Origin of the sequence: Ferrovibrio sp. (assembly GCF_036381655.1) — a bacterium.
Classification (GTDB): domain Bacteria; phylum Pseudomonadota; class Alphaproteobacteria; order Ferrovibrionales; family Ferrovibrionaceae; genus Ferrovibrio.
The window spans coordinates 1-21,645 of sequence record NZ_DASVCJ010000037.1 but is presented as its reverse complement, the minus strand read 5'-3'; the positions used below and the strand labels follow the sequence as shown (position 1 = coordinate 21,645).

Annotated in this window: 22 protein-coding genes and 1 tRNA gene; 12 read left to right on the top strand and 11 right to left on the bottom strand. The window is 62.8% G+C overall.

Annotated features, from left to right (window positions below; translation table 11 throughout):
- Nucleotides 1-126 precede the first annotated feature (126 nt).
- Entirely contained in the window at nucleotides 127-1,017 is an 891-nt protein-coding gene (locus VF194_RS07340; RefSeq protein ID WP_330889541.1) for a DMT family transporter, read from the top strand.
- On the opposite strand, the gene VF194_RS07335 is transcribed toward VF194_RS07340, so the two are convergent.
- The 6 genes from VF194_RS07335 to VF194_RS07310 form a co-directional block, all read right to left on the bottom strand.
- Entirely contained in the window at nucleotides 1,014-3,014 is a 2,001-nt protein-coding gene (locus tag VF194_RS07335; protein ID WP_330889539.1) for an acetoacetate--CoA ligase, read from the bottom strand. The genes VF194_RS07340 and VF194_RS07335 overlap by 4 nt on opposite strands.
- Nucleotides 3,015-3,031: 17 nt before the next feature.
- The gene (locus VF194_RS07330) at nucleotides 3,032-3,601 is read right to left on the bottom strand and encodes a cupin domain-containing protein (protein WP_330889537.1); all 570 of its coding nucleotides are present in this window, start codon (nucleotides 3,599-3,601) and stop codon (nucleotides 3,032-3,034) included.
- 24 nt (nucleotides 3,602-3,625) lie between these two features.
- A complete protein-coding gene (locus VF194_RS07325; RefSeq protein ID WP_330889535.1) occupies nucleotides 3,626-4,939 on the bottom strand; it encodes a TRAP transporter large permease subunit in 1,314 nt (437 codons plus the stop codon).
- The gene (locus VF194_RS07320; protein ID WP_330889533.1) at nucleotides 4,936-5,370 is read right to left on the bottom strand and encodes a TRAP transporter small permease subunit; all 435 of its coding nucleotides are present in this window, start codon (nucleotides 5,368-5,370) and stop codon (nucleotides 4,936-4,938) included. Before VF194_RS07320 ends, VF194_RS07325 begins: the two co-directional genes overlap by 4 nt.
- 91 nt (nucleotides 5,371-5,461) lie before the next feature.
- Nucleotides 5,462-6,535, bottom strand: a complete 1,074-nt coding sequence (locus VF194_RS07315) for a C4-dicarboxylate TRAP transporter substrate-binding protein (protein WP_330889531.1) — start codon at nucleotides 6,533-6,535, stop codon at nucleotides 5,462-5,464.
- A gap of 36 nt (nucleotides 6,536-6,571) precedes the next feature.
- Nucleotides 6,572-7,315 carry an FCD domain-containing protein gene (locus tag VF194_RS07310; RefSeq protein ID WP_330889529.1) on the bottom strand — a complete coding sequence of 248 codons (744 nt, stop codon included), beginning with the start codon at nucleotides 7,313-7,315 and terminating at the stop codon, nucleotides 6,572-6,574.
- 132 nt (nucleotides 7,316-7,447) lie between these two features.
- Between VF194_RS07310 and VF194_RS07305 the strand changes: the two genes are divergently transcribed.
- Complete coding sequence (locus tag VF194_RS07305) at nucleotides 7,448-8,224, top strand: cyclase family protein (RefSeq protein WP_330889527.1); 777 nt, start codon at nucleotides 7,448-7,450, stop codon at nucleotides 8,222-8,224.
- Nucleotides 8,225-8,230: 6 nt separating this feature from the next.
- On the top strand, nucleotides 8,231-9,166 hold the full coding sequence (locus VF194_RS07300) for a fumarylacetoacetate hydrolase family protein (RefSeq protein WP_330889525.1): 936 nt from the start codon (nucleotides 8,231-8,233) through the stop codon (nucleotides 9,164-9,166).
- Between the two features lie 3 nt (nucleotides 9,167-9,169).
- Here the strand turns inward: VF194_RS07300 and VF194_RS07295 are convergent, their stop codons facing one another.
- Together VF194_RS07295 and VF194_RS07290 are read right to left on the bottom strand one after the other, a co-directional pair.
- Entirely contained in the window at nucleotides 9,170-10,045 is an 876-nt protein-coding gene (locus VF194_RS07295) for an SMP-30/gluconolactonase/LRE family protein (RefSeq protein ID WP_330889523.1), read from the bottom strand.
- Entirely contained in the window at nucleotides 10,042-11,154 is a 1,113-nt protein-coding gene (locus VF194_RS07290; protein ID WP_330889521.1) for an NAD(P)/FAD-dependent oxidoreductase, read from the bottom strand. The genes VF194_RS07295 and VF194_RS07290 overlap by 4 nt, the downstream gene beginning before the upstream one ends.
- 168 nt (nucleotides 11,155-11,322) lie before the next feature.
- Here VF194_RS07290 and VF194_RS07285 point away from each other — a divergent pair.
- Together VF194_RS07285 and VF194_RS07280 are read left to right on the top strand one after the other, a co-directional pair.
- Nucleotides 11,323-11,409 (top strand) — tRNA-Leu (locus tag VF194_RS07285).
- An 85-nt stretch (nucleotides 11,410-11,494) separates the two neighbouring features.
- Nucleotides 11,495-13,153: a DUF6538 domain-containing protein gene (locus tag VF194_RS07280; RefSeq protein WP_330889520.1), complete on the top strand. Its 1,659-nt coding sequence runs from the start codon at nucleotides 11,495-11,497 to the stop codon at nucleotides 13,151-13,153.
- Between the two features lie 26 nt (nucleotides 13,154-13,179).
- On the opposite strand, the gene VF194_RS07275 is transcribed toward VF194_RS07280, so the two are convergent.
- Nucleotides 13,180-13,809: a hypothetical protein gene (locus VF194_RS07275; protein ID WP_330889518.1), complete on the bottom strand. Its 630-nt coding sequence runs from the start codon at nucleotides 13,807-13,809 to the stop codon at nucleotides 13,180-13,182.
- 244 nt (nucleotides 13,810-14,053) lie between these two features.
- Here VF194_RS07275 and VF194_RS07270 point away from each other — a divergent pair, with 244 nt between their 5' ends.
- A complete protein-coding gene (locus VF194_RS07270; protein ID WP_330889516.1) occupies nucleotides 14,054-14,725 on the top strand; it encodes a hypothetical protein in 672 nt (223 codons plus the stop codon).
- Nucleotides 14,726-14,779: 54 nt separating this feature from the next.
- Nucleotides 14,780-15,241, top strand: a complete 462-nt coding sequence (locus tag VF194_RS07265) for a Bro-N domain-containing protein (RefSeq protein ID WP_330889514.1) — start codon at nucleotides 14,780-14,782, stop codon at nucleotides 15,239-15,241.
- Between the two features lie 12 nt (nucleotides 15,242-15,253).
- Here the strand turns inward: VF194_RS07265 and VF194_RS07260 are convergent, their stop codons facing one another.
- The gene (locus tag VF194_RS07260) at nucleotides 15,254-15,574 is read right to left on the bottom strand and encodes a helix-turn-helix transcriptional regulator (protein WP_330889512.1); all 321 of its coding nucleotides are present in this window, start codon (nucleotides 15,572-15,574) and stop codon (nucleotides 15,254-15,256) included.
- A 96-nt stretch (nucleotides 15,575-15,670) separates the two neighbouring features.
- Complete coding sequence (locus VF194_RS07255) at nucleotides 15,671-17,098, bottom strand: hypothetical protein (RefSeq protein WP_330889510.1); 1,428 nt, start codon at nucleotides 17,096-17,098, stop codon at nucleotides 15,671-15,673.
- A gap of 308 nt (nucleotides 17,099-17,406) precedes the next feature.
- Between VF194_RS07255 and VF194_RS07250 the strand changes: the two genes are divergently transcribed.
- From VF194_RS07250 to VF194_RS07230, 5 genes are all read left to right on the top strand, one after another.
- On the top strand, nucleotides 17,407-17,715 hold the full coding sequence (locus VF194_RS07250) for a hypothetical protein (protein WP_330889508.1): 309 nt from the start codon (nucleotides 17,407-17,409) through the stop codon (nucleotides 17,713-17,715).
- Nucleotides 17,716-17,939: 224 nt separating this feature from the next.
- Nucleotides 17,940-18,590 (top strand): recombinase family protein, encoded by a 651-nt coding sequence (locus VF194_RS07245; protein ID WP_330889506.1) that lies wholly within the window; start codon nucleotides 17,940-17,942, stop codon nucleotides 18,588-18,590.
- Nucleotides 18,591-18,697: 107 nt separating this feature from the next.
- Complete coding sequence (locus VF194_RS07240; RefSeq protein WP_330889504.1) at nucleotides 18,698-19,354, top strand: hypothetical protein; 657 nt, start codon at nucleotides 18,698-18,700, stop codon at nucleotides 19,352-19,354.
- A 316-nt stretch (nucleotides 19,355-19,670) separates the two neighbouring features.
- Entirely contained in the window at nucleotides 19,671-20,381 is a 711-nt protein-coding gene (locus tag VF194_RS07235) for a hypothetical protein (protein ID WP_330889502.1), read from the top strand.
- A gap of 81 nt (nucleotides 20,382-20,462) precedes the next feature.
- Nucleotides 20,463-21,389: a hypothetical protein gene (locus VF194_RS07230; RefSeq protein ID WP_330889500.1), complete on the top strand. Its 927-nt coding sequence runs from the start codon at nucleotides 20,463-20,465 to the stop codon at nucleotides 21,387-21,389.
- Nucleotides 21,390-21,645 lie beyond the last annotated feature (256 nt).

The window sequence follows — 21,645 nt, the reverse complement described above, 5'->3', positions numbered from 1 at the left end:
CCGTTCATGGCCATGGCCGACAATCCGGCGGCGGAACGATTGTGTTTCCAAACGCCGGGGATTATGCCGGTGGGGAACAACAGACCGCCTCGCATGACCGCCACATCCCAGACTGCAGCCTCCCTCATGCAGCAGCCGTCCGCCCGGCAGCGCCTTGCCCTGGCCGCCCTCATCGTCGGGGCGCTGGCGATCGCCTTCTCGCCGATTTTCGTGCGCCTTTCCGAAGTCGGGCCGACCGCGACCGGCTTCTTCCGCGCCTTCCTGGCTGTGCCGCCGCTGTGGCTGATCTGGCGTTTCCGCCCCGCCGCGGAGACGTCTGCGACGCCCGGTCTGCCGCCCTTGAGCCTGATCCTGATCCCGGGCCTGCTGTTCGGCGGCGATCTGTTCTTCTGGCACCTGTCGATCAAATACACCTCGGTCGCCAACGCCACCCTGCTCAGCAATTTCGCGCCGGTGATCGTCACGCTCGGCGCCTGGCTGGTGCTGAAGGAGACGATCACGGCGTCGTTCCTGGTGGCGATGGCGGTCGCCATCTGCGGCGCGCTGATGCTGGTCGGCGCCAGCTTCCAGATCGGCCAGGGCCATGTGCTGGGCGACATGTTCGCCTTCACCACGGCGATATTCTACGGCGCCTATATGATTGCGGTGGCGAAGCTGCGCGGCCGGCACGGTACGCAGCAATTGATGATGTGGTCGAGCCTGGTCACCGCGCTGGCGCTTCTGCCCATGGTATGGGTGATGGGCGAGGACCTGTTCCCGGCGAGCGCGCATGGCTGGGTGATTCTCTTCGGCCTCGCCTGGATCAGCCATGCGCTGGGCCAGAGCCTGATCGCGTATGCGCTCGGCCATCTGCCGGCATCGTTCTCCTCGCTGGTCGTGCTGATCCAGCCGGTGGCGGCGGCCTTCTTCGGCTGGCTCTGGCTGGGCGAGGGACTGCAGAGCCTGCAGATCGCCGGCGGTCTGGTCGTGCTCTGCGGGATCGTGCTGGCGCGGCGGGCGCAGCTTAAGCAGGCTTAAGCCGCGCCGGCCTTCTGCTGTTCGGCATGCCGGGCGGCGAAGTCGACGAACCAGGCCAGGCTGCCGGGATTGGCCATGGTGCCGGGATTGGCGACCTTGTCCACCGGCTGCCCCAGCAGGATCTTCTTCACCGGCACTTCCAGCTTCTTGCCCGATAGCGTTCTAGGCACTTCGGCGATCTGGAAGATGTCGTTCGGCACGAAGCGCGCCGAGACCGCCTTGCGGATCGCCTGATTGATCTTGTCCTTCAGCGCCGCATCCAGGGCGAGGCCCGGGCGCAAGACGACGAAGAGCGGCATGTAGGAATCCCGGCCGAGATATTCGAGATCGACCACCAGGCTGTCGAGCACTTCGGGCAGTTCCTCGACGGCGCGGTAGATTTCCGCCGTGCCGAGCCGCAGGCCATGGCGGTTGATGGTCGCGTCCGAACGGCCATAGATGATGGCGCCGCCCCGCGGCGTGATGCGGATCCAGTCGCCATGCCGCCACTTGCCGGGATACATGTCGAAATAGCTGTCGCGGTAGCGGCTGCCGTCCTTGTCGTTCCACAGATGGAGCGGCATCGAGGGAATCGGCGAAGCGCAGACCAGTTCGCCGACCTCGTCGGCCAGCGGGTTGCCGGCGTCGTCATAGGCCTGGATATCGGCGCCCAGGCAGCGGCATTGCATCTCGCCGATGTAGACGGGCAGGATCGGGCAGCCGGCGACGAAGGCGCCGGCGAAATCGGTGCCGCCGGAAATCGGCGTCAGCCAGATATCCGGGCCAAGCTCGCGATAGATCCAGGCATAGGCATCCTCCGAGAGCGGCGAACCGGTCGAGCCCACCGTGCGCAGATGCGACAGGTCGGCCACGTCGCGCGGCTTGATTTCGGCCTTGAGGCAATTGGCGAAGAAGGCGGCGCCGGCGCCGAAGAAGGTGAGCTTGGCTTCGCCGGCGAAGCGCCAGAGCCGGCTCCAGTCCGGCCAGCCCGGGCTGCCGTCGTAGAGCGCGATGGTCGCGCCGGTCAGCAATCCGGCCATCTGCGCATTCCACATGATCCAGCCGGTGCTGGAATACCAGTGGAAGACGTCGTCCGGCCCAAGGTCGTTATGCAGGGCCATCATCTTGAGAATTTCGACCAGGATGCCGCCATGGCCATGCACGATCGGCTTCGGCAATCCGGTCGTGCCGGAGGAATAGACGATCCAGAGCGGATGGTCGAACGGCACAGGCGCGACATGCAGGTCGGCCGGCTGCGCGGTGATCTCGTTCCAGTCCGCCCGGCGCAGGCCGGCCGGCAAGGCCATGTCGCCGCTTCCCTCGGCCGGCATGACGATGATGTCGCGCAGGCTGGGCAAGGCCTTGATCAGGTCGTCGATCACCGGGCGCTTGTCATGCGTCTTGCCGCCATAGCTGCAGGACGGAACGGCGAAAAGAGCAACCGGCTCGATCTGGCGGAAGCGGTCCAGCACCGCCTGGAGGCCCATATCCGGCGCGCAGACGGACCATACCGCGCCCAGGCTCGCCACCGCCATGAAGGCGATGATGGTCTGCGGCGTATTCGGCGCGTAGGCGACGACGCGGTCGCCGCGCTTCACGCCCTGGCGGCGCAGATGGGCGGCGACGGCGCCCGCCTGTCGGCGCAGTTCGGCCCAGGACATCGCCTGCAGCGGCGCCTGCTCCGAGGCATAGAGTATTGCCGGCCGTTCCGGCGTTTCGTGGCGCAGGATCTGATCGACGAAATTCAGCTCGGCGCCGGTGAACCATTGCGCCCCCGGCATCGTGCGCTTGGCCAGCACCTTTTCGTAAGGCTTATGGGCCTTGATCTCGAAGTAATCCCACAGCGAGGCCCAGAAGCCTTCCAGGTCCTCCACCGACCAGCGCCAGAGCGCGTCGTAATCCGAAAATGTCAGGCCGCGTTCGCGGGCCAGCCAGTCCATGTATTGCCGCATCCGGCTGCGGGCGATCCGCTCGGGCGAGGGCGACCAAAGCAGGGCAGGCTGATCTTGGGCGGGCATGGTTCCTCCGGAAGGCGCTAGCTGTTTTGCATCAGCTTACGCAACTCCGGAGAAAATGCACCATCCAGCAGGATAAAAGCCATACGCGCCGGCTGGTCCGAGCGATTCGCCCAGGCATGGTCGGTGCCGCGCTGCACCACCACGTCGCCGGCTTTCAGAGGCACTTCCGCATCGTCCAGGATGAGGACGATCTCGCCCTCGAGGACAATGCCGTAATCGACGGTCTCGGTCCGGTGCATCATCGGGTGCTTGCCGGGCCGCCAGGTGGAAGCCTGCGCCGTACCGACGGCGGCGAAGGCGGCCTTTGCCGCTGCGGCATCCATTCGGGCGGTCTTTTCCGATTCCGGCTCGAAATCGACATAGCGGATGATGCTGCCCAGTTTCGGCGGCGGGATCGTCAGCGGCCGGTCGGTCGGATCCGGGCCGTTATCGACGGGGACCGGGCTGCCCGTCGTATTCCATATCTCGTAGAAATCGACGCCCCGTTCCTGGTTGGAGACCTTGGGGGTCATCGTGGTGTCGATCGCCACCACGGATTTCCCGGTGCCGTCATGGCCGGTGACGATGCGGCGGGGTGCCTTGTTCATAGCCGTCCTCCCTGCAACTTCCTGTCAAAGTAGTGCCAAAGCGAGCTGGGGGAATACGACGAGCAGGATCAGGACGGCCAGCATGATCGCGGCGAAGGGCAGGGCGCCGCGAAAAATGACGCCGAGCGAGATGCGCGGATCGTTCAACGTGCTCTTGATCACATAGACGCTCAACCCGAAAGGCGGGGTCAGCAGCCCGATCTCAACGGCAACGATGGTCACGATGCCGAACCAGATCAGGTTCATGTCGAAGCCGGTGGCAATCGGCAGCATCAGCGGCAGGGCGATCAGCAGGATCGAGCTGGAATCGATGAAGCAGCCCATGATGACGATCAGCAGGATGTAGCAGACGAGAAAGCCATATTGCCCGAGGCCGGCATGGGCGATCAGGTCGACGAGATATTGCGGCACGCCGCTCAGGGCCAGCATGCGGGTATAGAGGCTGGCGGCGATGATGAGGAAGGATACCGAAACGGTGACATGGCCGGTCTCGACCATGACCTGCCAAAGCTTGCTGCGGTCGAGCCGGCGCTTGGCCAGGGCGATGATCAGCGCGCCGGCGGCGCCGACCGCGCCGGCATCGGTGGCATTGAAAAAGCCGCCATAGATCCCGCCAAGCACGGCACCGATCAGAATGACGATCGGCAGCAGTTTGCGCAGCATCTCGCCGAGCGGCATCAAGTCTCCCGCGACGGCGTCGCCCGCGGCGCTGCCGCCGACGAAATGCGGTGCCAGCCGCACCATCGCGGCGATGCTGACGCCGTAGGCCAGGCTCAGCAGCAGGCCGGGCAGGATGCCTGCCATGAACATATGGCCGACCGAAACTTCCGCCAGGAAGCCGTAGAGGATCATCAGCAGGCTTGGCGGGATCAGCATCCCCAGCACGGAGGAGCCGGCCACGACGCCGGTGGCGAAGCCGGGCTTGTAGCCGTAGCGCAGCATCTCCGGAACGGCGACGCGGGTAAACACGGCGGCCGAGGCGATGCTGATGCCGGTGATCGCGGCGAAGATCGCGTTGGCGGCCACCGTCGCCATGCCGAGTCCGCCGCGCAGCCGCCGCAAGCCTTGGTTGGCGACCTCGAAGGTATCCTTGCCGATATCGGCAATGCTGACCAGGAAGCCCATCAGCACGAAAAGCGGCACGACGGCGAAAACGTAGGATGCGATGGCATCGTAGGCGCCCTGCGACAGCATGGCGGTGGCGACCTCGGCATCCCCCTTGAGCAGCCAGACGCCGAGAAAGGATGTGATGCCGAGGGCGACGGCGACATGCACGCCCAGCCAGATCAGCACCATCATGACGGCGATGGTGCCGAAGCCGATTTCCAGACCGGTCATGCCCGGGCTCCGAAGGTAACGCGCAGGTCGCGCCAGGCCAGCAGCAGGAATTGCAGGAAGGTTGCCGCGCTGCCGATCAGTATCAGCAGGCGGATCGGCCATGTCGGAGCGGTAAAATCGCCGACGGCCCCGACATATTCCTGAATATCGATGGCCTCGGTGAGCAGATCGATGCTGCCGTAGAAGACGATCGCCAGCAGCGCGGCGCCGGCGCAGTGATAGAGGCATTGCAGGGCATGCCCGAGCCGGGGCCGATGCGTCAGCAGGGTGTCGATCACCATGTCGGAGCGGGTGATCTTGCCGCTCATCAGGGTATGGCCAAGCTGCAGGAAGACGATGCCGACAATCGAGATCGACATCAGCTCGGTGGTGCCGCGCACGGGCGCGTCGAACAGTTCGCGGCCGATGATGTCGCTGTTGATCAGGATCATGAGGAGAAAAATCCACACGGTCCCGCAGGCATTCATGATGCCAAGAAAACGAGAGAACATGCGCCGCACCGGGCCAGCAGCTAAAGAGGACTCATTCCTGCGACCAGTCGCGCGGATATTCCACGCCATTGGCCTTCATTTCCGCCATATAGGCCTTGAGCACCTTGGTTCCCGGCAGACCCTTGGCGTCGAGATCCTTGGCCCAGGGGATGGCCGGATTGGGAATGGCGCTGGCCCATTGCTTGCGCTCGGCTGGCGGGACTTCGCGGATGTGGGCGCCGGCGGCGGCCATCTTCCGCATCAGATCGTTGGTCGTGCTGGTCAGCAGCGCGTTGAATTTCTCGCTGTAATCCTGACCCACATCGAGGAAAATCTTCTGCACATCCTTCGGCAGGCGGTCGAGCACCTTCTTGTTCATCGCCAGCGCGCCGCCGAATTGCGCGCCGTAATTCACCTTGGTGATGTTGGGCGCGACCTCGTAGATCTTGGCCGGGAAGCCGCCGGTGGCGAAGGTGAGCGCGCCTGAGGTGACGCCGGTCTGGATGTCGTTGTAGTAGGTCTGCAGGGTGCCGGCGACGGCGATGGCGCCGGTATCCTTCAGCCAGTTCGCCGAAGGGCCGGGGGCATTGATCTTCAGGCCCTTCAGGTCGTCCAGCTTGGCGATCGGGGCCTTGGTGAAGAGGTGATAGGCATCGAGACCCGTGCCGCCGAGGAAGACGGCATTGTTCTTGGTCCAGGCCGCCTTCATTTCCGGAATCTTGTTCTGCAGCGAGGTGATCACCTTGGCGACGATGGAAATATCGTCGGTGCCGAACGGCGTATAATACGTGATGTTCTGCAGCGGGAATTTCGGCGCCTCGAAGATGGTCGAAACGAACCCGATCTCGCCCAGGCCGTCTTTCAGCGCCGTCGACTCGCTGCCCAGCTTCACCAGGGTGCCGCCATAGGCGCGGTTCCATTCGATCTTGACCTTGCCGCCGGCCGCGGCGAGGCGCTTGTCCACTTCGGGGATGAAGTAGTCGTCCAGCAGTTTCACCCAGGGGAAGACCGGCGGATGTCCGGCAAAGGCCGTCATCTTGATCGTCTTCTGGGCGTGCGCGCTCTGACTGAGCAGGGCCATGGCCAGGACGCCGATGGCGATACCTGATTTGAAGACTGCGGACATCGTTTCCTCCCGAATATTTCCGCTTGTTTCGGCACGTTACGGTTTGATCAGAGGTGCCGTCCCTGTGCGTCCTTGCATTGCCTCGTCGCCGAAGCAGAAACTGTAGGTATGGCCAAGATGGCGGTGCAGCATGGCGCAGGCGGCGTCGCTCTGCCGCGCCAGAACGAGATCCATAAGCTGGCGATGTTCGTCCATGATGCCGATGCCCTGCGCCACCAGATAATTCTGCATCATGCCGTGGCGGTAGCGTTCGGCCTGATCGTAAAGCCGGCTCTGTTCCTCCAGCAGGCGCGGGGAGCGGCAGGCGGCGATCAGGGCAACATGGAAAGCCTTATGCAGTCCGCTGAACTCGGCGAGGTTCTCGACCGGCTTGCCTTCCAGCCGCGCGACATAGCGGTCGAGGCGGTGATAGGCGGCGAGGATATCGGCCTCCCAGGCATCGTCGCCGCGCTCCAGCGCCAGCTTGAGCGCCGCGGTCTCGACCACCTGGCGGGCCAGCGTGATGTCGGCGAGGTCCTCCCGGCTCATCAGGGCGACGCGGAAGCCGCGCTGGTTTTCGCTGACGACGAAGCCTTGACTGACCAGCCGCGCCAGCGCCTCCCGGAGCGGGCTGGCGCTGAGGCCATAGCGGACTTTCAGATCGTCGATCTGCAGTTTGACGCCGGGGAGAAAGACGCCGGCAATGATGTCGCGGCGCAGGTTGCGATAGGCGGACTCGGTCAGGCTGCCGGCCTTGGCCGCCAGGTCACGGATATCCGCCTTGCTCCTCCCCTCGCTCATGGCGCTAGTCTGGGCGACGGTCTGTCAGTGTGTCAACGACAAAAGAGAAAAAAATCGACAAAATAAAATTGTGTCGGTATTGTTCCGTTAAGCAGAGAATCAGCCGCCCTGCCCGGGCGGCCAGGAGGAAGCATGCCCCGCCGTTTCATCGATCTTTCGATCTATCTCGAAAACGACGTCATTTCCGATCCGCCCGGCTTCGGGCCGAAGATCGAATACATCACGCATCAGCAGAGCCCGGAGGACATCGCCAAATTCTTCCCGGGGCTGCGCAAGGAGGACCTGCCGGACGGCGAAGGCTGGGCGGTCGAGCATGTGCAGTTGAACACCCATAACGGCACGCATCTCGACGCGCCGTATCATTTCCACTCGACCATGAACCGCGGCGAGCGCGCCTGGACGATAGACGAGGTGCCGCTGGACTGGTGCTTCGGCGACGGCGTGAAGCTCGACTTCCGGCATTTCCCCGACGGCTATGTCGTGACCGACGCCGATGTCGAGGCCGAGCTGAAGCGGATCGGCTATCGCCTGAAGGAGCATGACATCGTGCTGGTGAACACCGCCGCCGGCGCGGCCTATGGCAAGCCCAACTATGTCAGCACCGGTGCCGGCATGGGCTACAAGGCCACGATGTATCTGCTCGAGCGCGGCGTGCGGGTGACCGGCACCGATGCCTGGAGCTGGGACGCGCCGTTCGTGCATACCGCCGAGAAGTACAAGGAAACCAGGGATGCCGCGCTGATCTGGGAAGGCCACAAGGCCGGCCGCCATATCGGCTACTGCCATCTCGAGAAGCTGCATAACCTCGAAGCCTTGCCGCCCTTCGGCTTCACGGTGAGCTGCTTTCCGCACAAAATCCGCGGCGCTTCCGCCGGCTGGACGCGCGCCGTTGCCATCATCGAGGACTAAGCAAGCATGAAATTCTGCACTTTCAGCCATCCCGCGCGGGGCGAGATGCGCCCCGGCATCCTCACTTCCGACGGTGCCATGATCGTCGATCTCGGCGACGGCTTCTCCGACATGCTCTCGATCATCAAGGGCGGCGACGAGGCGATGGCGCGGGTGCGCGATCTGCATGCCAGGGCCGAAATCCGCGTGCCGCTGGCCGATGCCAGGCTGCATGCGCCGGTGCCGGTGCCGGAGCAGATCCGCGACAGCATGCTGTTCGAGAAGCATGTCTATCAGGCGCGGGCGCAGATGATCCGCAGGCGCCATCCCGTTCTGGCGCCGCTGCTGATCAAGTTCGGCGCCGCCAAGGTGCCGGATAGCTGGTACAAGATTCCGATCTATTACAAATCCAACCGTTTCTCGGTGAACGGTCCGGACGGCGACGTGATCTGGCCGCGCTACAGCCAGGTGATGGATTTCGAACTGGAATTCGGTTTCTTCCTCGGCAGGAGGGGCAAGAACATCAAGCCGGGCGAAGCCCGCGACTACATGTTCGGCTTCACCATCTTCAACGATTTCTCAGCCCGCGACGCGCAAGGCCTGGAAATGCAGAGCATGCTGGGGCCCTGCAAGGGCAAGGATTTCGATACCGGCAATGCCATGGGACCGTTCCTGGTCACGACGGACGAGATCGGCGATCCGTATAATCTGCGCATGCAGGCACGGGTCAGCGGCAAGACCTGGTGCGACAGCAATTCCAGCACGATCCATCATAAATTCGAGGATCTGCTGGCGCGCGTCTCGGCCGACGAAACCGTGCATCCGGGCGAATTCTTCGGCTCGGGCACCGTGGGCGACGGCTGCGGCCTGGAGCATGGCCGGTTTCTGAAGAATGGCGACGTGGTCGAGCTTGAGGTCGAGAAGATCGGCGTGCTGCGCAACCGCGTGGTACGGCAGACGTAAAGCTCAGCCGGCGAAGAACGGCTCGGGCAGGCCGGGGATGTCGACCTCGGCCTTGAAGAGGCCGCCGGCCAGCGGCATGCGCTGCAATTCCTCTTCGGTATGTTTCTGCCGTGCGGTGGTGATGTAGAGCGTCTTCAGATCCGGTCCGCCGAAGCAGGGCATGGTCGGCGCCTTCACCGGCAGATGGATGTCGCGCAGGCGCCGGCCGGTCGGCGAGAACTGCGCCACCTTGCCGGCGCCGTAGAAGGCAACCCAGTAATTGCCGGCGGAATCGACCGTGGCGCCGTCGGGTCGCTCGCCGGTCTCGTTCAGATCGAGGAAGAGGCGGCGGTTCGAGATCGTGCCGGCCTTCATGTCGAAGTCGTAGGCAAATACCCGGCGCGTCGGCGTATCGGCGTGATACATCACGCTGCCATCGGGACTCCAGGCCAGCGCATTCGAGGTTGCGACTCCGCCGACCAGATCCTGCCGGATGAAGCGCTCGCCATCCAGCCGATAGAAGGCGGCGCCTGCCTGACCGCCCGGCTCGAACATGCCGCCGACCCAGAAGCGGCCCCGGCGGTCGCAACGGCCGTCATTGAAGCGGATGTCCGGCGAAGTATAGGGCGCGGCGGCAATCTTCTGGTGCCGCCCCGAGGTCAGGTCCAGGCGATACAGGCCGCTGCGCAGGGCGCCGATGATGCCGCCGTCTTTGGTGCGCACCATGCAGCCGATCGATTCCGGCAGCGTCCAGCGCTCCAGTTTTCCCGTCGCGGGATCGAAGCGCTGGATCGCCGGCGCGTTGATATCGACGAACCATAGCTTTTGTTCAGCAACCGACCAGACCGGCGATTCCGCCAGATCGAATTTGCCGTCGAGAATGCAGGTCGCGTCCGTCATGCCGCCTCGTCCACCATGTCCGCGACCAGTTCGCCGATCGCCAGCGATCCTGTCAATCCCGGGCTTTCGATGCCGAACAGGTTGATCAGTCCGGGCGCGCCGTTGCGGTCCGGCCCCTGGATGACGAAATCGCCGCCCTTGCCGCCTGCCGGAGACAGCTTCGGGCGGATGCCGGCATAGCCCGGCTGGATCGCGCCGTCCGGCAGGCCCGGCCAGTAGCGCCGCACGGCGGCATAGAATTTCTCGCCGCGCGCCGGATCGACGGTGTAGTCGGGCTTGTCCACCCATTCGACATCGGGGCCGAAACGCATCTGTCCGCCCAGATCGATGGTGACATGCGTGCCCAGCCCGCCCGGCTCGGGCACCGGATAGATAAGGCGGCTGAAGGGCGGCTTCATGCCGCTGAGCATGAAATAATTGCCCTTGGCATAATGGCAGCCGGGCACGCTGTCGGGCCGGACACCGTTGATCCTGCCGGCGATCGACTGCGCCGCGAAGCCGGCGGCATTGATGACATGGCGCGCCTTGATGCGGATCGGATCGGCGCCGCCGATCTCGATGGCGATGCCGTCATTCTCGACCGTGCCGCCGAGCACCGGCGCGTTGAAGGCGAGCATGGCGCCGTGATCTTCGGCCTCGCCCTGGAAGGCCAGCATCAGGCCGTGGCTGTCGATGATTCCGGTCGAGGGCGAGAGCAGGGCGGCGACGCAGTGCAGATGCGGCTCCAGCGCCAAAGCCTGTGCGCGGCTGAGCCATTCGAGGTCGTCGACGCCATTGGCGGCGGCTTTGGCCTTGAGCGTTTCGAGTTCCCGGATCTGGTCTTCGCTGGCGGCAACGATCAGCTTGCCGCAGCGCCGATAGGCGACGCCGCGCTCCTCGCAATAGGCATAGAGCATCTGCTTGCCGCTCACGCAAAGCCGGGCTTTCAGGCTGCCGGCGGGATAGTAGATTCCGGCGTGAATGACCTCGGAATTGCGCGACGAGGTTTCGCTGCCGATCAGCGCGGTGGCCTCGGCGACGATCACCTCCCGGCCGCGCCGGGCCAGCGACCGCGCGATGCCCAGGCCAACCACGCCGGCCCCGATGACCAGACACTCAATCTGTTCCATTCGCTCGTCTTCTCTTGCTGGAACCCTGTTATCGGCAGAGCGCCGCCGGGAGGCAAGTCCGGCCTGCCGTGACCTTCGCGGAATGCCCAGCCGGCGCTTGACTTATGATGGCCGGGGCCGTAAAGACACGCCTCGGTCGGTCCGGCCCCATGCCGGCCTGCACCGCCTGCCCAGGTGGCGGAATTGGTAGACGCGCTAGCTTCAGGTGCTAGTGACCGAAAGGTCGTGTAAGTTCGAGTCTTATCCTGGGCACCAATTTCCGATGAAGTGATTGAAATCGGCCAACTATAAGGCCGAACACGGATTTCAGCCGCCCGGCTGGTACACAAGGGCGGCGCACATGGTTCTTCGTATGACACGTCCGGCGAAGCGCCCAGACAGCACCTTCCTCATATTCCGAAAGCGTGTGCCAGCCGATCTCCAGCAGAAGGCTCGTGGCCGCACCGTCACGTTCCAGTTCCCCGAGGCCGGAGAGGCCAATCCCGCTGTGGCCGTCACGGTCACGATGGGCGACTTCGTGAAGGTTTCCCTGCGGACGCGGGAGCCATCGGTTGCCAAGGCGCGTGCGGGGATGGCCGAGGCCCATCTGCAACAGGTCTGGGAAGCGATCAGGTCCGGGCCGAAGCGGCTCACCCAAAAGCAGATCGTGGCTCTCTCAGGGGAAATCTACAGGGCATTCGCGGAAACGCTGGAGGATGACCCCGGAGCCGCAGCGATGTGGCAGAAGGTGATTGCGGACAACGACGCGGCGCAGCGGGGCGCGTTTGCGAACCCGCTACGCATCAACCTGTCCGATGAGGACAAGCGCATAGCGTCCCTTGAAGCCCGGTTCGGGGCGTTCGTCGATACGGTGCTGCGGAAGAAGGGGTTGGTGATCGACGACGCCAGCCGGGCGATCCTGCTCAGGGAGAGCGGCATTGCCCTGAGTGACGCGGCGAAGAAGTTGAAGCGCAACGCCGAGGGGGACTACAGACCCGCCCCGGAAGCAGGCCGGTTCCCCGCGTGGGAGCCTGCGGAAGCCGCCAAGCGGCCATTAGGCGGCACCCTGACGGGGCTAGTAGATGATTGGTGGGCGGAACAGCAGCGCGCCGACGGTGCAAAGGTATCCACATATGAAAGCTACAGCAGCACCATGCGAAAATTTGCGGCGTTCCTCGGCCATGATGATGCAAGTCAAGTGACTACCGAGAATGTGATCGCCTTCAAGGATCACCGCCTTAAGCAAATCAACCCTCGCACGGGCAGACCCATCTCTGCGAAGACGATCAAGGACAACGATCTTTCTGGTCTTCGGTCGATCTTTAACTGGGCCGTTGACAACAGGCGCATGGCGACCAATCCGGCAGCCGGCGTCACCATCAAAGTCAGGAAGAAGCCCAAGTTGCGGGGGAAGGGCTTCACCGATGCCGAAGCCCGAGCGATCTTGACGGCGGCGTGGAACTACCAGCCCGGGCCGCGAGAGTTTGCCAAGACCGCCGCCGCGAAACGATGGGTGCCATGGCTGTGTGCCTATAGCGGCGCTCGCGTGGGCGAGATCATCCAGTTGCGGAAGGAAGACATACGCAAGGAAGGTGACCTGTGGGTGCTGACGATCACGCCGGAGGCGAACACGCAAAAAGGCCGCGAAGCCCGGGACGTCGTCCTCCATCCTCATCTGGTAGAGCTTGGCTTCCCAGAGTTCGTTGCGAACAGCGCGCCGGGTTACTTGTTCCTAACACCCACTCCCGGGGGTGGTGTGCGCGGGCCTTGGGAAGCGGCCAAGAACCGGCTGCAGGAATTCGTGCGAACCATCGTTCCTGATCCAAACGTCGCTCCCAATCATGGTTGGCGCCACCGTTTCAAGACGGAGTGTCGCAGGGTCAGGATAGATCGGGAGGTCCGCGATGCGATACAAGGGCATGCGCCTCGTACTGAGGGGGAAGGTTACGGCGAGATGCCGCTAGAGGCGCAGGCTGAGGAGCTGCGGAAGTTTCCGCGATATAAGGTTGATGGAACATAAGCTGCCGCGCTCTCAGCGCGCCGTGGTCAGTTAACTAGACCCAAAACTTCAGCTTCAAACATTCCAGTTGGTCGGCATTGAGTGGCTGGTAGATTGCCGCTCGCCGGAAAGCTTGTGAGTTGTCCGGTGTTGAAGTTAATCGTATCGGTGAATGAGCCCGCACCACCTGCCGCCCCTTGGACGCGAACGGTTCTCGTTACAACATACCGAGTGTTTACTGTAATTGAAGATGAACTTGGTCCGGTCTCCTGAACGATGACATTCATCCTGCCATCCAGCGACATCGTCCTGTTGATGAAGTAGAGGTTGTCAGTCATTGCCTCGTAGGTCTGCGAGGCGCGCGCTCCGGGGAACACATAGCTGCGCTCACCTCGCGCGTTCTTCACATACGAACTCACGGTTCCGCAATCTACGTAACGCTCGGGGTCGCCGCTGTAGCTGACGTTCAAAAGTCCGGAAGACTTGTCTACATTGTTGATCACGAAAAACTGCTTGCTAAGTTCCGGGATCAGCTCCTTCCAGACTTCATCTTTGCTCTTTGCAACTGTCTTTGTGTTGGTCGTTGAAGTTCCGCCGTAGGGCGGCGTGTAGTCCAGCTTGCCCGCGCAGGCATTAAGCAGCAGTCCTGCTGTGGCCAAGATCATAAAACGGTTCATAGTTCCCCCCATCGCTCGACGTCGGCTAGTTGAGCCTCCCCGCCACCTTCGCGGAATATCACTGGAGCTGGCGCGTAATCAACCTGAGAGTGGGGCCGCTACCCACCCCTCGCAGCCGCCCCCGCTGTTTGCATACACTAATAAACGACCTCATCCTTATTTGGTCCACTGCCCCGCGTGCTGAAAAATCCCCCTTCAACTGAGCTTGGGTGTGTGGCATGCCGAATTGGTGATGGAGGGAGCTATGACATTCGCTAAGAAGAGTACTTTTGGGCCGCGCTGGATTGCGATTGGGCTTGTAACGATTGGTGCTTTGTTTGTCGGTTGGAGAGCCGGCGGGCCTTGGCCGGCTATATCATTTGTGGTGGCAACTACGGTCTTCTATACGGCACTGGGTAAGTATGTTGATGGTCGGCGGCGGACATCAATTACAGCAAGCGGAAAGGACATATCTCCGTCCGTGCTGGAACAGACGGCCGCACGACGTAATATGATCGCTAATTTTGGGGCCTTTATCGAAGAACACCCGCTCCAGCCGACGGATATCTACGACCAAGGGACGCTTCCCCATCCGAAGGACGTGCTGCTCGATGCGATGTTGCTGGAGTTGACTAGGACAAACGACGCGACCGAACAATCGACCCTTCAGGCCGGTGCGATGCTTTTGGCCCGGTTCCAGCCTGGTGTTGGCCCAACGCCCCTATCTCAGTTGGGTGTTGATCTCACGAAGATGGATGGTCTCGATCCCACTGTTCTTGTTAAGATGATTGCGGCCAATTCTACGGCCGCCGCATGGGAGAAATTCAAATCGGCGGTAGATGCGGAGGAACTGTCCATACTTGCCAAGACCCGGGCTGCGATTGATCTAGGAAAAATGATGCCCGCAGAAAAGAAGCTACAGATTTTTGGCACCTAGCGGTTAGGCAGCTTCTGACGCGAGATGATATCTGGAGCGCGCGTTTCAGGGAGCATGTGCCCCCCGACCAACCCTGCCGAGAGCGTTCAGGTCCGGGTTGTCCAGATCGAGGGCAACCTGTGGTTCGTCGCGGCGGACGTGTGCCGGGCGCTTGGCATCGGCGTGTCGCCCAACGGCCACCTCGACGTTTGGCACGCGACCCGGGCGGTGGCGTCCGACGAGCAGATGCTTCTGCCCCGGTCTACCCAACATCTGGTGGTGGATAGTGCCGCCCGCCTGTTCGAGCCACGCCAACGACACCTGAAGCTCATCTCCGAGAGCGGCCTGTACCGGCTGATCCTCCGCTCCGACAAGCCGGAGGCCCGTCAGTTCCAAGACTGGGTCACCCGCGTGGTCCTGCCGGCCATCCGTAAGGACGGCGCCTACATATCCGGCTCGTGGTTTCCCGGGGTGAAGTCGGCACCCCGGGCCGAGGAGCTGCGTAAGTTTCCGCGCTATAAGATCGATGGAACCTGAGGGACGGTATGTTTACAAGCGTTTTTCAACGCTGATGTGTTCGGCGAGAAGCTCATAGCTGAATGGGTCGTAATACTTCATAAGGGATAGTGCCAGCCACGAAGGATTAACGTTAAGCGCTCGGGCCCAATCTTCTATGGCCTCTGAAGGTACCCGGTTCACTCCACCTTCAATTTGCGAAACATATGAGTAGTACGAATATCCCAAGGTGTGTGAAAGCTTTAACTGAGTAAGTCCCGCTTCGTTACGCAATTCCTTCAAGAAGGCTCCCGCCTCCTTACGAAGCTTTGCCATTAATTCTTTATCAAAGCGGGTGTTTTGGATCATGCTCATTTTTATCGGTGTCCCCATTGGGCCTAATGCGCAATCCCTATGCCGTGCAATACGGTCTTCGTCAACGTGGGTGGAAGATGTTCAGTTCTGCATCTCTCACGCCACCCGCACGGTGAGCTTCGGATACAGCCCGATGGCTGCCCGGTAAGACTGCCTCAGGGCCTCCTCAGCGGCCCTCACGGCGCTCTGAGGCACGATCAGACTGTCGTGCATGGGCAGTGCGAGGACGTCACGGGCTACCCTCAGGTACTGCATGGCCATGGTCAGCGCATTGGCTTCGATGTTCATCAGCCGTAGCGAGGAAAGGCGGGGCTCCTGCGGGCAGCCGAGCAGGGCCGGCAGGGTGGACAGGAAGGGGTACCGCTGGAGGACCGCTTCGCGCACCATCGCCGCCGTGATCCCGTCCAGCGAGACACCGTCCTCCCGCAGCGAGCGGGCAGCCTGTGGCGACCACCGGGCCGCCGGGGCACCTGCGCCGAGTGTCGCCACGATCCAAGCCTTCACGACCTCTCTCGGATAGCCGAAGCCGGCATAGGGGTCGCCCTCGGGCAGCGGCAGGCCCTGCATCCCGAGCAGGATGGTAAGGTGCGAGGCGCGGACATCGACCTCCGCCACTGGCTCTCCGTCGATGCGGAGCCCGAGGCGCGCCTCCTTGGGCAGGTTCTGGTAGTTGTCGCCCCGGGCGTACCAGCGGCCGCCGTGGTTCAGGTCGACGCTGTAGCCCCGCTGGAAGGTGATCGGGTCGCATCCCTCCACCTGCCGGCCGGCGACGAAGGCGTTGACCTCCCGGACGCCGGCAACGATCCGCTCCAGCTCGATTGCTGCCTTTCCCGACCTCGGCAGCGAGAGGTGCTTCCCGGGTATCCGGCGGCCGGCCACCTTGGCGCTCAGGGGCTTGATGTAGACGGGGGTGTTGTCGGACGGCCGCAGGCGCTCGAAGTGCTGCCCGACCTCCTCTAGGGCGATCCCATGCCGCCGGGCACACTCCCATAGCCTCTCCGTGCCCCGGAAGCGGGCAGCGAAGCGGCGGGCCAGCGCGACACCCGGCCCGAACTCGCCGGGCACTCCATAGAACTTGTTGAAGCCCTCCAGCTTCTCGATCAGGCCGGCCTCCAGCATGGCCTTCTCGACCGCCCTGTACTGCCTGTAGCCGATCCCGGTGCCTGTGAAGGCCCCTGCGCTGGTCTGCATCCAGCACCACTCGCTGGTGCCGTAGCGCCCGGCATGCAGCAGCAGCCCGCCGACGAGGGCCCTGACGGCGGCCCTGAGGCGCTCCTGAGAGGCAGCCCCGCGCTGGTAATGCCGGCCCTCCCGCAACTCGACCTGGTGGAGGATGTCCTCGATCAGGCGCTCCGCCTCAGGCGACACAGGCTTGTGGTTGAGGGGGAGTTGCCTGGCTTCGTTGGGATGCGGGTCGACGGTCTCCGGAGTTTCATCAGCCTCAGCCCCGATCAGACCCTCATCACTTTCGTTACACGTATAGACCCCCGTCTCGCCCCTCGTGTCCTGATGCTGCCCATGCACTCCCAAGCACTCCCCCAAGTCCATCATGTAGCTGATACCTCCCAACTGAGAGGAGACGAGGTGAGGGGCAGAGCCCATGAGTTCAAGATCCCGGGCAGAGGAAACCAATTAGGTTGCACCTCACAGTCATCGCCCCCGAAAATTCCCTCTCACGGCCTGCCCAGACCGGAAAACTTCAGCGGAAAAATCTGAGAGGTCACCGCCTCATCGCCGGGTCTCCGCTTCCCCCGTCCCCGGCCGGCTGCCATCGCCTGTCAGAGGCAGCGGGGGGTACCCGTCCCACATTGCCAACATCCCGGAGCCACCTCATGCCCGTGCTGATCCCGATGGAGCCCGAGGACCATGTGATCGTCGACGAGGACTTCGCCCAGGTCCTCGCCCGACACTGGCGGCGCGGCTGGTCCATCCGACGAGAACCGCAGGGGCTGCGAAGGCCCGCCCTGATCATCCCCAACGGCATGCGCTGGAAGGACAGGGTCCGCATTGCCCGGCTCGTCACCCACGCCCCGCCCAACCGCTTCCCGCAGCACCTGAATGGCGATGTCCTCGACTGCCGGCGGGCCAACCTCCGGCTCGTAGTGTCCCGGGGCGAGGCGGGTTCGGTCCCGTCCACATGACCATGCCCCCTCGCTGGCAGCTCCGAGCGCCGCAGGGGGCAATAAGGGGGGCTGTCGATGTCCTCTGGTGCGCCCATCGTGCCACCCGATGGAGAGGCATCGGCGGGGCTCTTGGGCCGGATTTCGAGGCAATTCTAGGCACCCACCGTCATGTTGCTAAAGCAAGTTGACAAGACCAAGGCCCTCAGGCTACAAGTTGACAACTTGACAGTCGAGGAACACCCATGCCGATCTACGCCTACCTGCGCGTCTCGACCGCCCGCCAAGCCAGTGAAGGCGAGAGCCTTGAAGTCCAGCGCCGACAGATCGAGGGCTATGCCGCCATGCACGGCTGGACGTTGGGCCAGGTCTTCGTCGAGGAGGGTGTGTCGGGCGCGAAGCCGCTTGCCGACCGCCCCGAGGGCGCTGCCCTGCTAGCCAAGCTCAGGGCCGGCGACACGCTGGTGGCGTCGAAGCTGGACCGCGTGTTCCGCTCGGCCCTCGACGCCCTACAGATGACCGACGAGCTGCGGCGCCGGGGCGTGGCCCTGCACCTGATCGACCTCGGTGGGGACGTCTCCGGCAACGGGCTGTCCAAGCTGTTCCTGACCATCGCGGCGGCCTTCGCGGAAGCCGAGCGGGACAGGATCAGGGAGCGCGTGCAGTTGACCAAGGCTGACCAGAAGGGCCGCAATCGGTTCCTTGGGGGCCGGAAGCCCTTCGGCTATGTGGTCGGCGCTGACGGCGAGCTGATCGAGCATGCGGCCGAGCAGAAGGCCATCCAGAAGGCGAAGCGGCTACGGAAGCAGGGCAAGTCCCTTCGAGCCATTGCCGACACGCTGAAGCAGGACGGCCACCAGATCAGCCATGAGGGCGTCGCTCGGTTGCTAGCGTAGGCAGGTTGATGGGCGCGCGCGCTGCGTCATGGCTGGAATGTTTCGGGTTCGTCTTTCACAATCTGTATTGTGTCGGCACTACCATTCCATCCAAGGCGCACCCTCCCATGCCAAACGAAAATCTCCTGCCCGCAGTAATTGGGACCACCATCGAGACGGTCTTCACCTACGTAAACTCTGAGATCGTAGCTCCGGGGGCGGGGCTGGTTGGCAGCGCCGTCGCAAACTACCTGCTCAAGCGGAACGCTTCCGCGCGGGACATCCTCCGTAGTGAGCTTGAACGCACAGGGGCGACGGCAGAGGACTTTCACGACACCGAGCAGTTCGCCGCCGCTGCCCTTCGGTACACCCGCGCTGTCCGAGATCAGGCGGCAGATGAAAACCTCCGCTTGCTTGCACAGGCGATGGCTGGACTGGCGCGGCGCGAGACGCTGTGGGCCAGTGACTTTATCCGCTACGCGGACATCCTAAGCGTGCTCAGCCGCGACGAAATCCTTCTCGTCGGATGTTTGATGCGTGAGGATGCGAACGCGCAGGCTCCGGAAGACCCGGCAGAACAGATAGAGGTGTGGAACACCGTAGTCGCCAAGCTCGTTGGCAATGGTGTGTTCCCTAGTGAAGCATATCTGGAGGCGGTGACGGCCCGTAGCCAGAGGACCGGCCTGATTATTCCGACAGGCACATTTGATGGCGGGTACCGGCTCAGTCCGATAGGTCGATCTCTCCGGCATGTTGTCAATATCGAGCAGGCGCTGCGCTCCTAATTGGGGTGGCTCCTGCTTCAACATCTATATCCTTCACGGATGACCGACCTAGACTTCCATGGCGTTGCCCGCCGCGAGATGCTTTCCGGCCGGTTCAACCCTTCGGCAATGGTCGCCCGAGTACGCGCAGAAGGGGCGGTGTTCAGCCTGAGTAAACGATATAAGGGGCAATAGCTACATCGCTGACGGCCCTTTAGGTAGCCTATGGGCGCCGAGTTTTTGGGAGCACGGCAAACGCAGAAATGTCGGTTAGGAACACTTAGGCCCCGCAGTGCGATGACCTGCACCAGCGGCCCAACCAAAGGAGCCTAAGAGAATGCCTAAGGAAACGACAACCCTCCCCGCAGACCCGGCGTATCGCTGGCTTAGCGCCGCCGCCTACTTGGCGGTGTGTGCCTACCCGGACGAACTGGATAAGCGCGACATCTTTATCGCCGCTGTGAAAGCCGCTGCACTACAGGCGCTCAATACAAAGCCATCAGAGCGGGCCGATTGGCAGCCATGGGCGCAGGAACGGGTCCGTATGCGGCGAGAGCAAGTCGAGGGGCGGCTAAATAACGCCTATCGGCGTCTTTCCACCCGCCTGTGGGCGGCCAAAATGGGGGCGCCACAGCTAATGCCCAACAATAGCGGTATCATGATGAAGCCTGGCCGGCGGGCGGGGCAAATTCAGATTGTCATCGGGCGTGGAGACAATCGTCCTCGGGCCGGCGTAAGGGCGTGGAGCACATGGGTTGCGATGACCCGTAATCACGCGCGGCAGATGCAGGTGGGCGGGCAGACGCAGGACAAGGCAATTTCCCGGGTATGGTCTGCATCGAAACCTGTGCTGCACCTTTCCATTCCGCTGCTAGGCGAGGCGAACAGCGCCGCGTATGGCCTCAATATCATGGCATTGGTGCGGCACCCGGGTTGGCTTGAGAATGCGCTGCGATCTGCGGAGGCATTTCGGGGCATGGCGGTAGCGCGGGGGCTTGTACGGGAGGAACAGACAATTCGGCTGGCCTTGAAAGATGCCGGAAGTTGATGGTGTCCGCGTTTTGCGGCCAATCGTTGTCTGACGCGCGAGGAGTTGGTGGTAAGATGGGCTAACGGAGGGAAGGGCAAAATGCAGGTAAAGACCATCGCCGACCAACTCTTCTTCACCACCGTGCGGATAGATACGGTGGATGCCCAAGGGGGGCGGGGCTCAGGTACGGGTTTCTTCTTTCAGTACGCGTCTGCGGACGATAAGAGGCTTCCGGTCTGTGTCACCAACAAGCATGTTGTCATGGGCATGCGGGAGGGAAGCTTCACCTTCGTGAAGGAAAAAGATGGTCAGCCCGCACTTGGCGAGGGCATGCAGTTGAAAGTCGAGCCGAGTGACTGGGGAGAGATGTGGTTTGGCCATCCCGATCCTAAGATCGACATTGCAATCTGCCCACTCCTGCCCCTCCTCGATTTCGTCGAGCAACACTATAAAACAACCGTGTTCTATCGTTCCGTGGGGAGCCAACATCTGCCGACGCCTGATCAGCTAAACGAATTGGATGCGGTCGAGCCGGTCGTCTTCATCGGCTATCCTAACGGCATATGGGACAGCAAGAACCTGCTTCCGGTCGCTCGGCGTGGGACCACCGCGTCGCCTATCGTGGTGGACTTCGAGCAAACCCCGCGATTTCTCGTTGACGCGTCAGTCTTCGGCGGGTCTAGCGGGAGCCCGGTATTCGTACTTAACACCGGAACGTGGACGACTAGGACTGGCGGAGTGGTCTTGGGTGGACAACGGCTGTATTTCGTGGGCGTCATCGCGGCCGTGTTCTACCGGGAGGACTTCAACCGAGTTGTGGCGGTGCCTATCCCCACGAATGTCCAGCCCATGGTACAGCAGCGGGAGATGCTCGACCTTGGAATTGTCTTTAAGGCAAGAACCGTGGTGGAGACGATTGAGGCATGGGTCGCGGCCAACGGAGCCGCCGCAGACGCGAACCAGCCCAAAGAACCCGTTCCAAGCATACCGGCAGATCAACCCGCGTCGCCAGAGCCGCACACATAGGGCAAAATGGGGGGCGACATGGCTTGATTTCAGGGCACAGGTCCGGTACACAAGACCCCTCACACGGCTGAAATTACCGTGTAAAATCAATCGGTGTCGGGTTGGGCAGACAATTTCTTATCCTGGGCACCAATTCCCGAGTATCGTGCCGATGATCGGGCCCTGCCGGCAGGGCACCCTCTGAAGGCAAGCGCATCCAGAGAGAGCGCAGGCATGGCCATTACCGTTCATCAAGGCGACTTGCCCGACGGCCTCG

Bases quoted from the DNA above. Each gene is read 5' to 3' on its own strand.
- VF194_RS07270 (WP_330889516.1), top strand. From the start codon at position 14,054: ATGACATTCGCTAAGAAGAGTACTTTTGGGCCGCGCTGGATTGCGATT.
- VF194_RS07325 (WP_330889535.1), bottom strand. From the start codon at position 4,939: ATGACCGGTCTGGAAATCGGCTTCGGCACCATCGCCGTCATGATGGTG.
- VF194_RS07340 (WP_330889541.1), top strand. From the start codon at position 127: ATGCAGCAGCCGTCCGCCCGGCAGCGCCTTGCCCTGGCCGCCCTCATC.
- VF194_RS07230 (WP_330889500.1), top strand. From the start codon at position 20,463: ATGCAGGTAAAGACCATCGCCGACCAACTCTTCTTCACCACCGTGCGG.
- VF194_RS07300 (WP_330889525.1), top strand. From the start codon at position 8,231: ATGAAATTCTGCACTTTCAGCCATCCCGCGCGGGGCGAGATGCGCCCC.
- VF194_RS07305 (WP_330889527.1), top strand. From the start codon at position 7,448: ATGCCCCGCCGTTTCATCGATCTTTCGATCTATCTCGAAAACGACGTC.
- VF194_RS07265 (WP_330889514.1), top strand. From the start codon at position 14,780: ATGTGCCCCCCGACCAACCCTGCCGAGAGCGTTCAGGTCCGGGTTGTC.
- VF194_RS07280 (WP_330889520.1), top strand. From the start codon at position 11,495: ATGGTTCTTCGTATGACACGTCCGGCGAAGCGCCCAGACAGCACCTTC.
- VF194_RS07310 (WP_330889529.1), bottom strand. From the start codon at position 7,315: ATGAGCGAGGGGAGGAGCAAGGCGGATATCCGTGACCTGGCGGCCAAG.
- VF194_RS07335 (WP_330889539.1), bottom strand. From the start codon at position 3,014: ATGCCCGCCCAAGATCAGCCTGCCCTGCTTTGGTCGCCCTCGCCCGAG.
- VF194_RS07330 (WP_330889537.1), bottom strand. From the start codon at position 3,601: ATGAACAAGGCACCCCGCCGCATCGTCACCGGCCATGACGGCACCGGG.
- VF194_RS07260 (WP_330889512.1), bottom strand. From the start codon at position 15,574: ATGAGCATGATCCAAAACACCCGCTTTGATAAAGAATTAATGGCAAAG.
- VF194_RS07235 (WP_330889502.1), top strand. From the start codon at position 19,671: ATGCCTAAGGAAACGACAACCCTCCCCGCAGACCCGGCGTATCGCTGG.
- VF194_RS07290 (WP_330889521.1), bottom strand. From the start codon at position 11,154: ATGGAACAGATTGAGTGTCTGGTCATCGGGGCCGGCGTGGTTGGCCTG.
- VF194_RS07245 (WP_330889506.1), top strand. From the start codon at position 17,940: ATGCCGATCTACGCCTACCTGCGCGTCTCGACCGCCCGCCAAGCCAGT.
- VF194_RS07295 (WP_330889523.1), bottom strand. From the start codon at position 10,045: ATGACGGACGCGACCTGCATTCTCGACGGCAAATTCGATCTGGCGGAA.
- VF194_RS07315 (WP_330889531.1), bottom strand. From the start codon at position 6,535: ATGTCCGCAGTCTTCAAATCAGGTATCGCCATCGGCGTCCTGGCCATG.
- VF194_RS07240 (WP_330889504.1), top strand. From the start codon at position 18,698: ATGCCAAACGAAAATCTCCTGCCCGCAGTAATTGGGACCACCATCGAG.
- VF194_RS07250 (WP_330889508.1), top strand. From the start codon at position 17,407: ATGCCCGTGCTGATCCCGATGGAGCCCGAGGACCATGTGATCGTCGAC.
- VF194_RS07275 (WP_330889518.1), bottom strand. From the start codon at position 13,809: ATGAACCGTTTTATGATCTTGGCCACAGCAGGACTGCTGCTTAATGCC.
- VF194_RS07320 (WP_330889533.1), bottom strand. From the start codon at position 5,370: ATGATCCTGATCAACAGCGACATCATCGGCCGCGAACTGTTCGACGCG.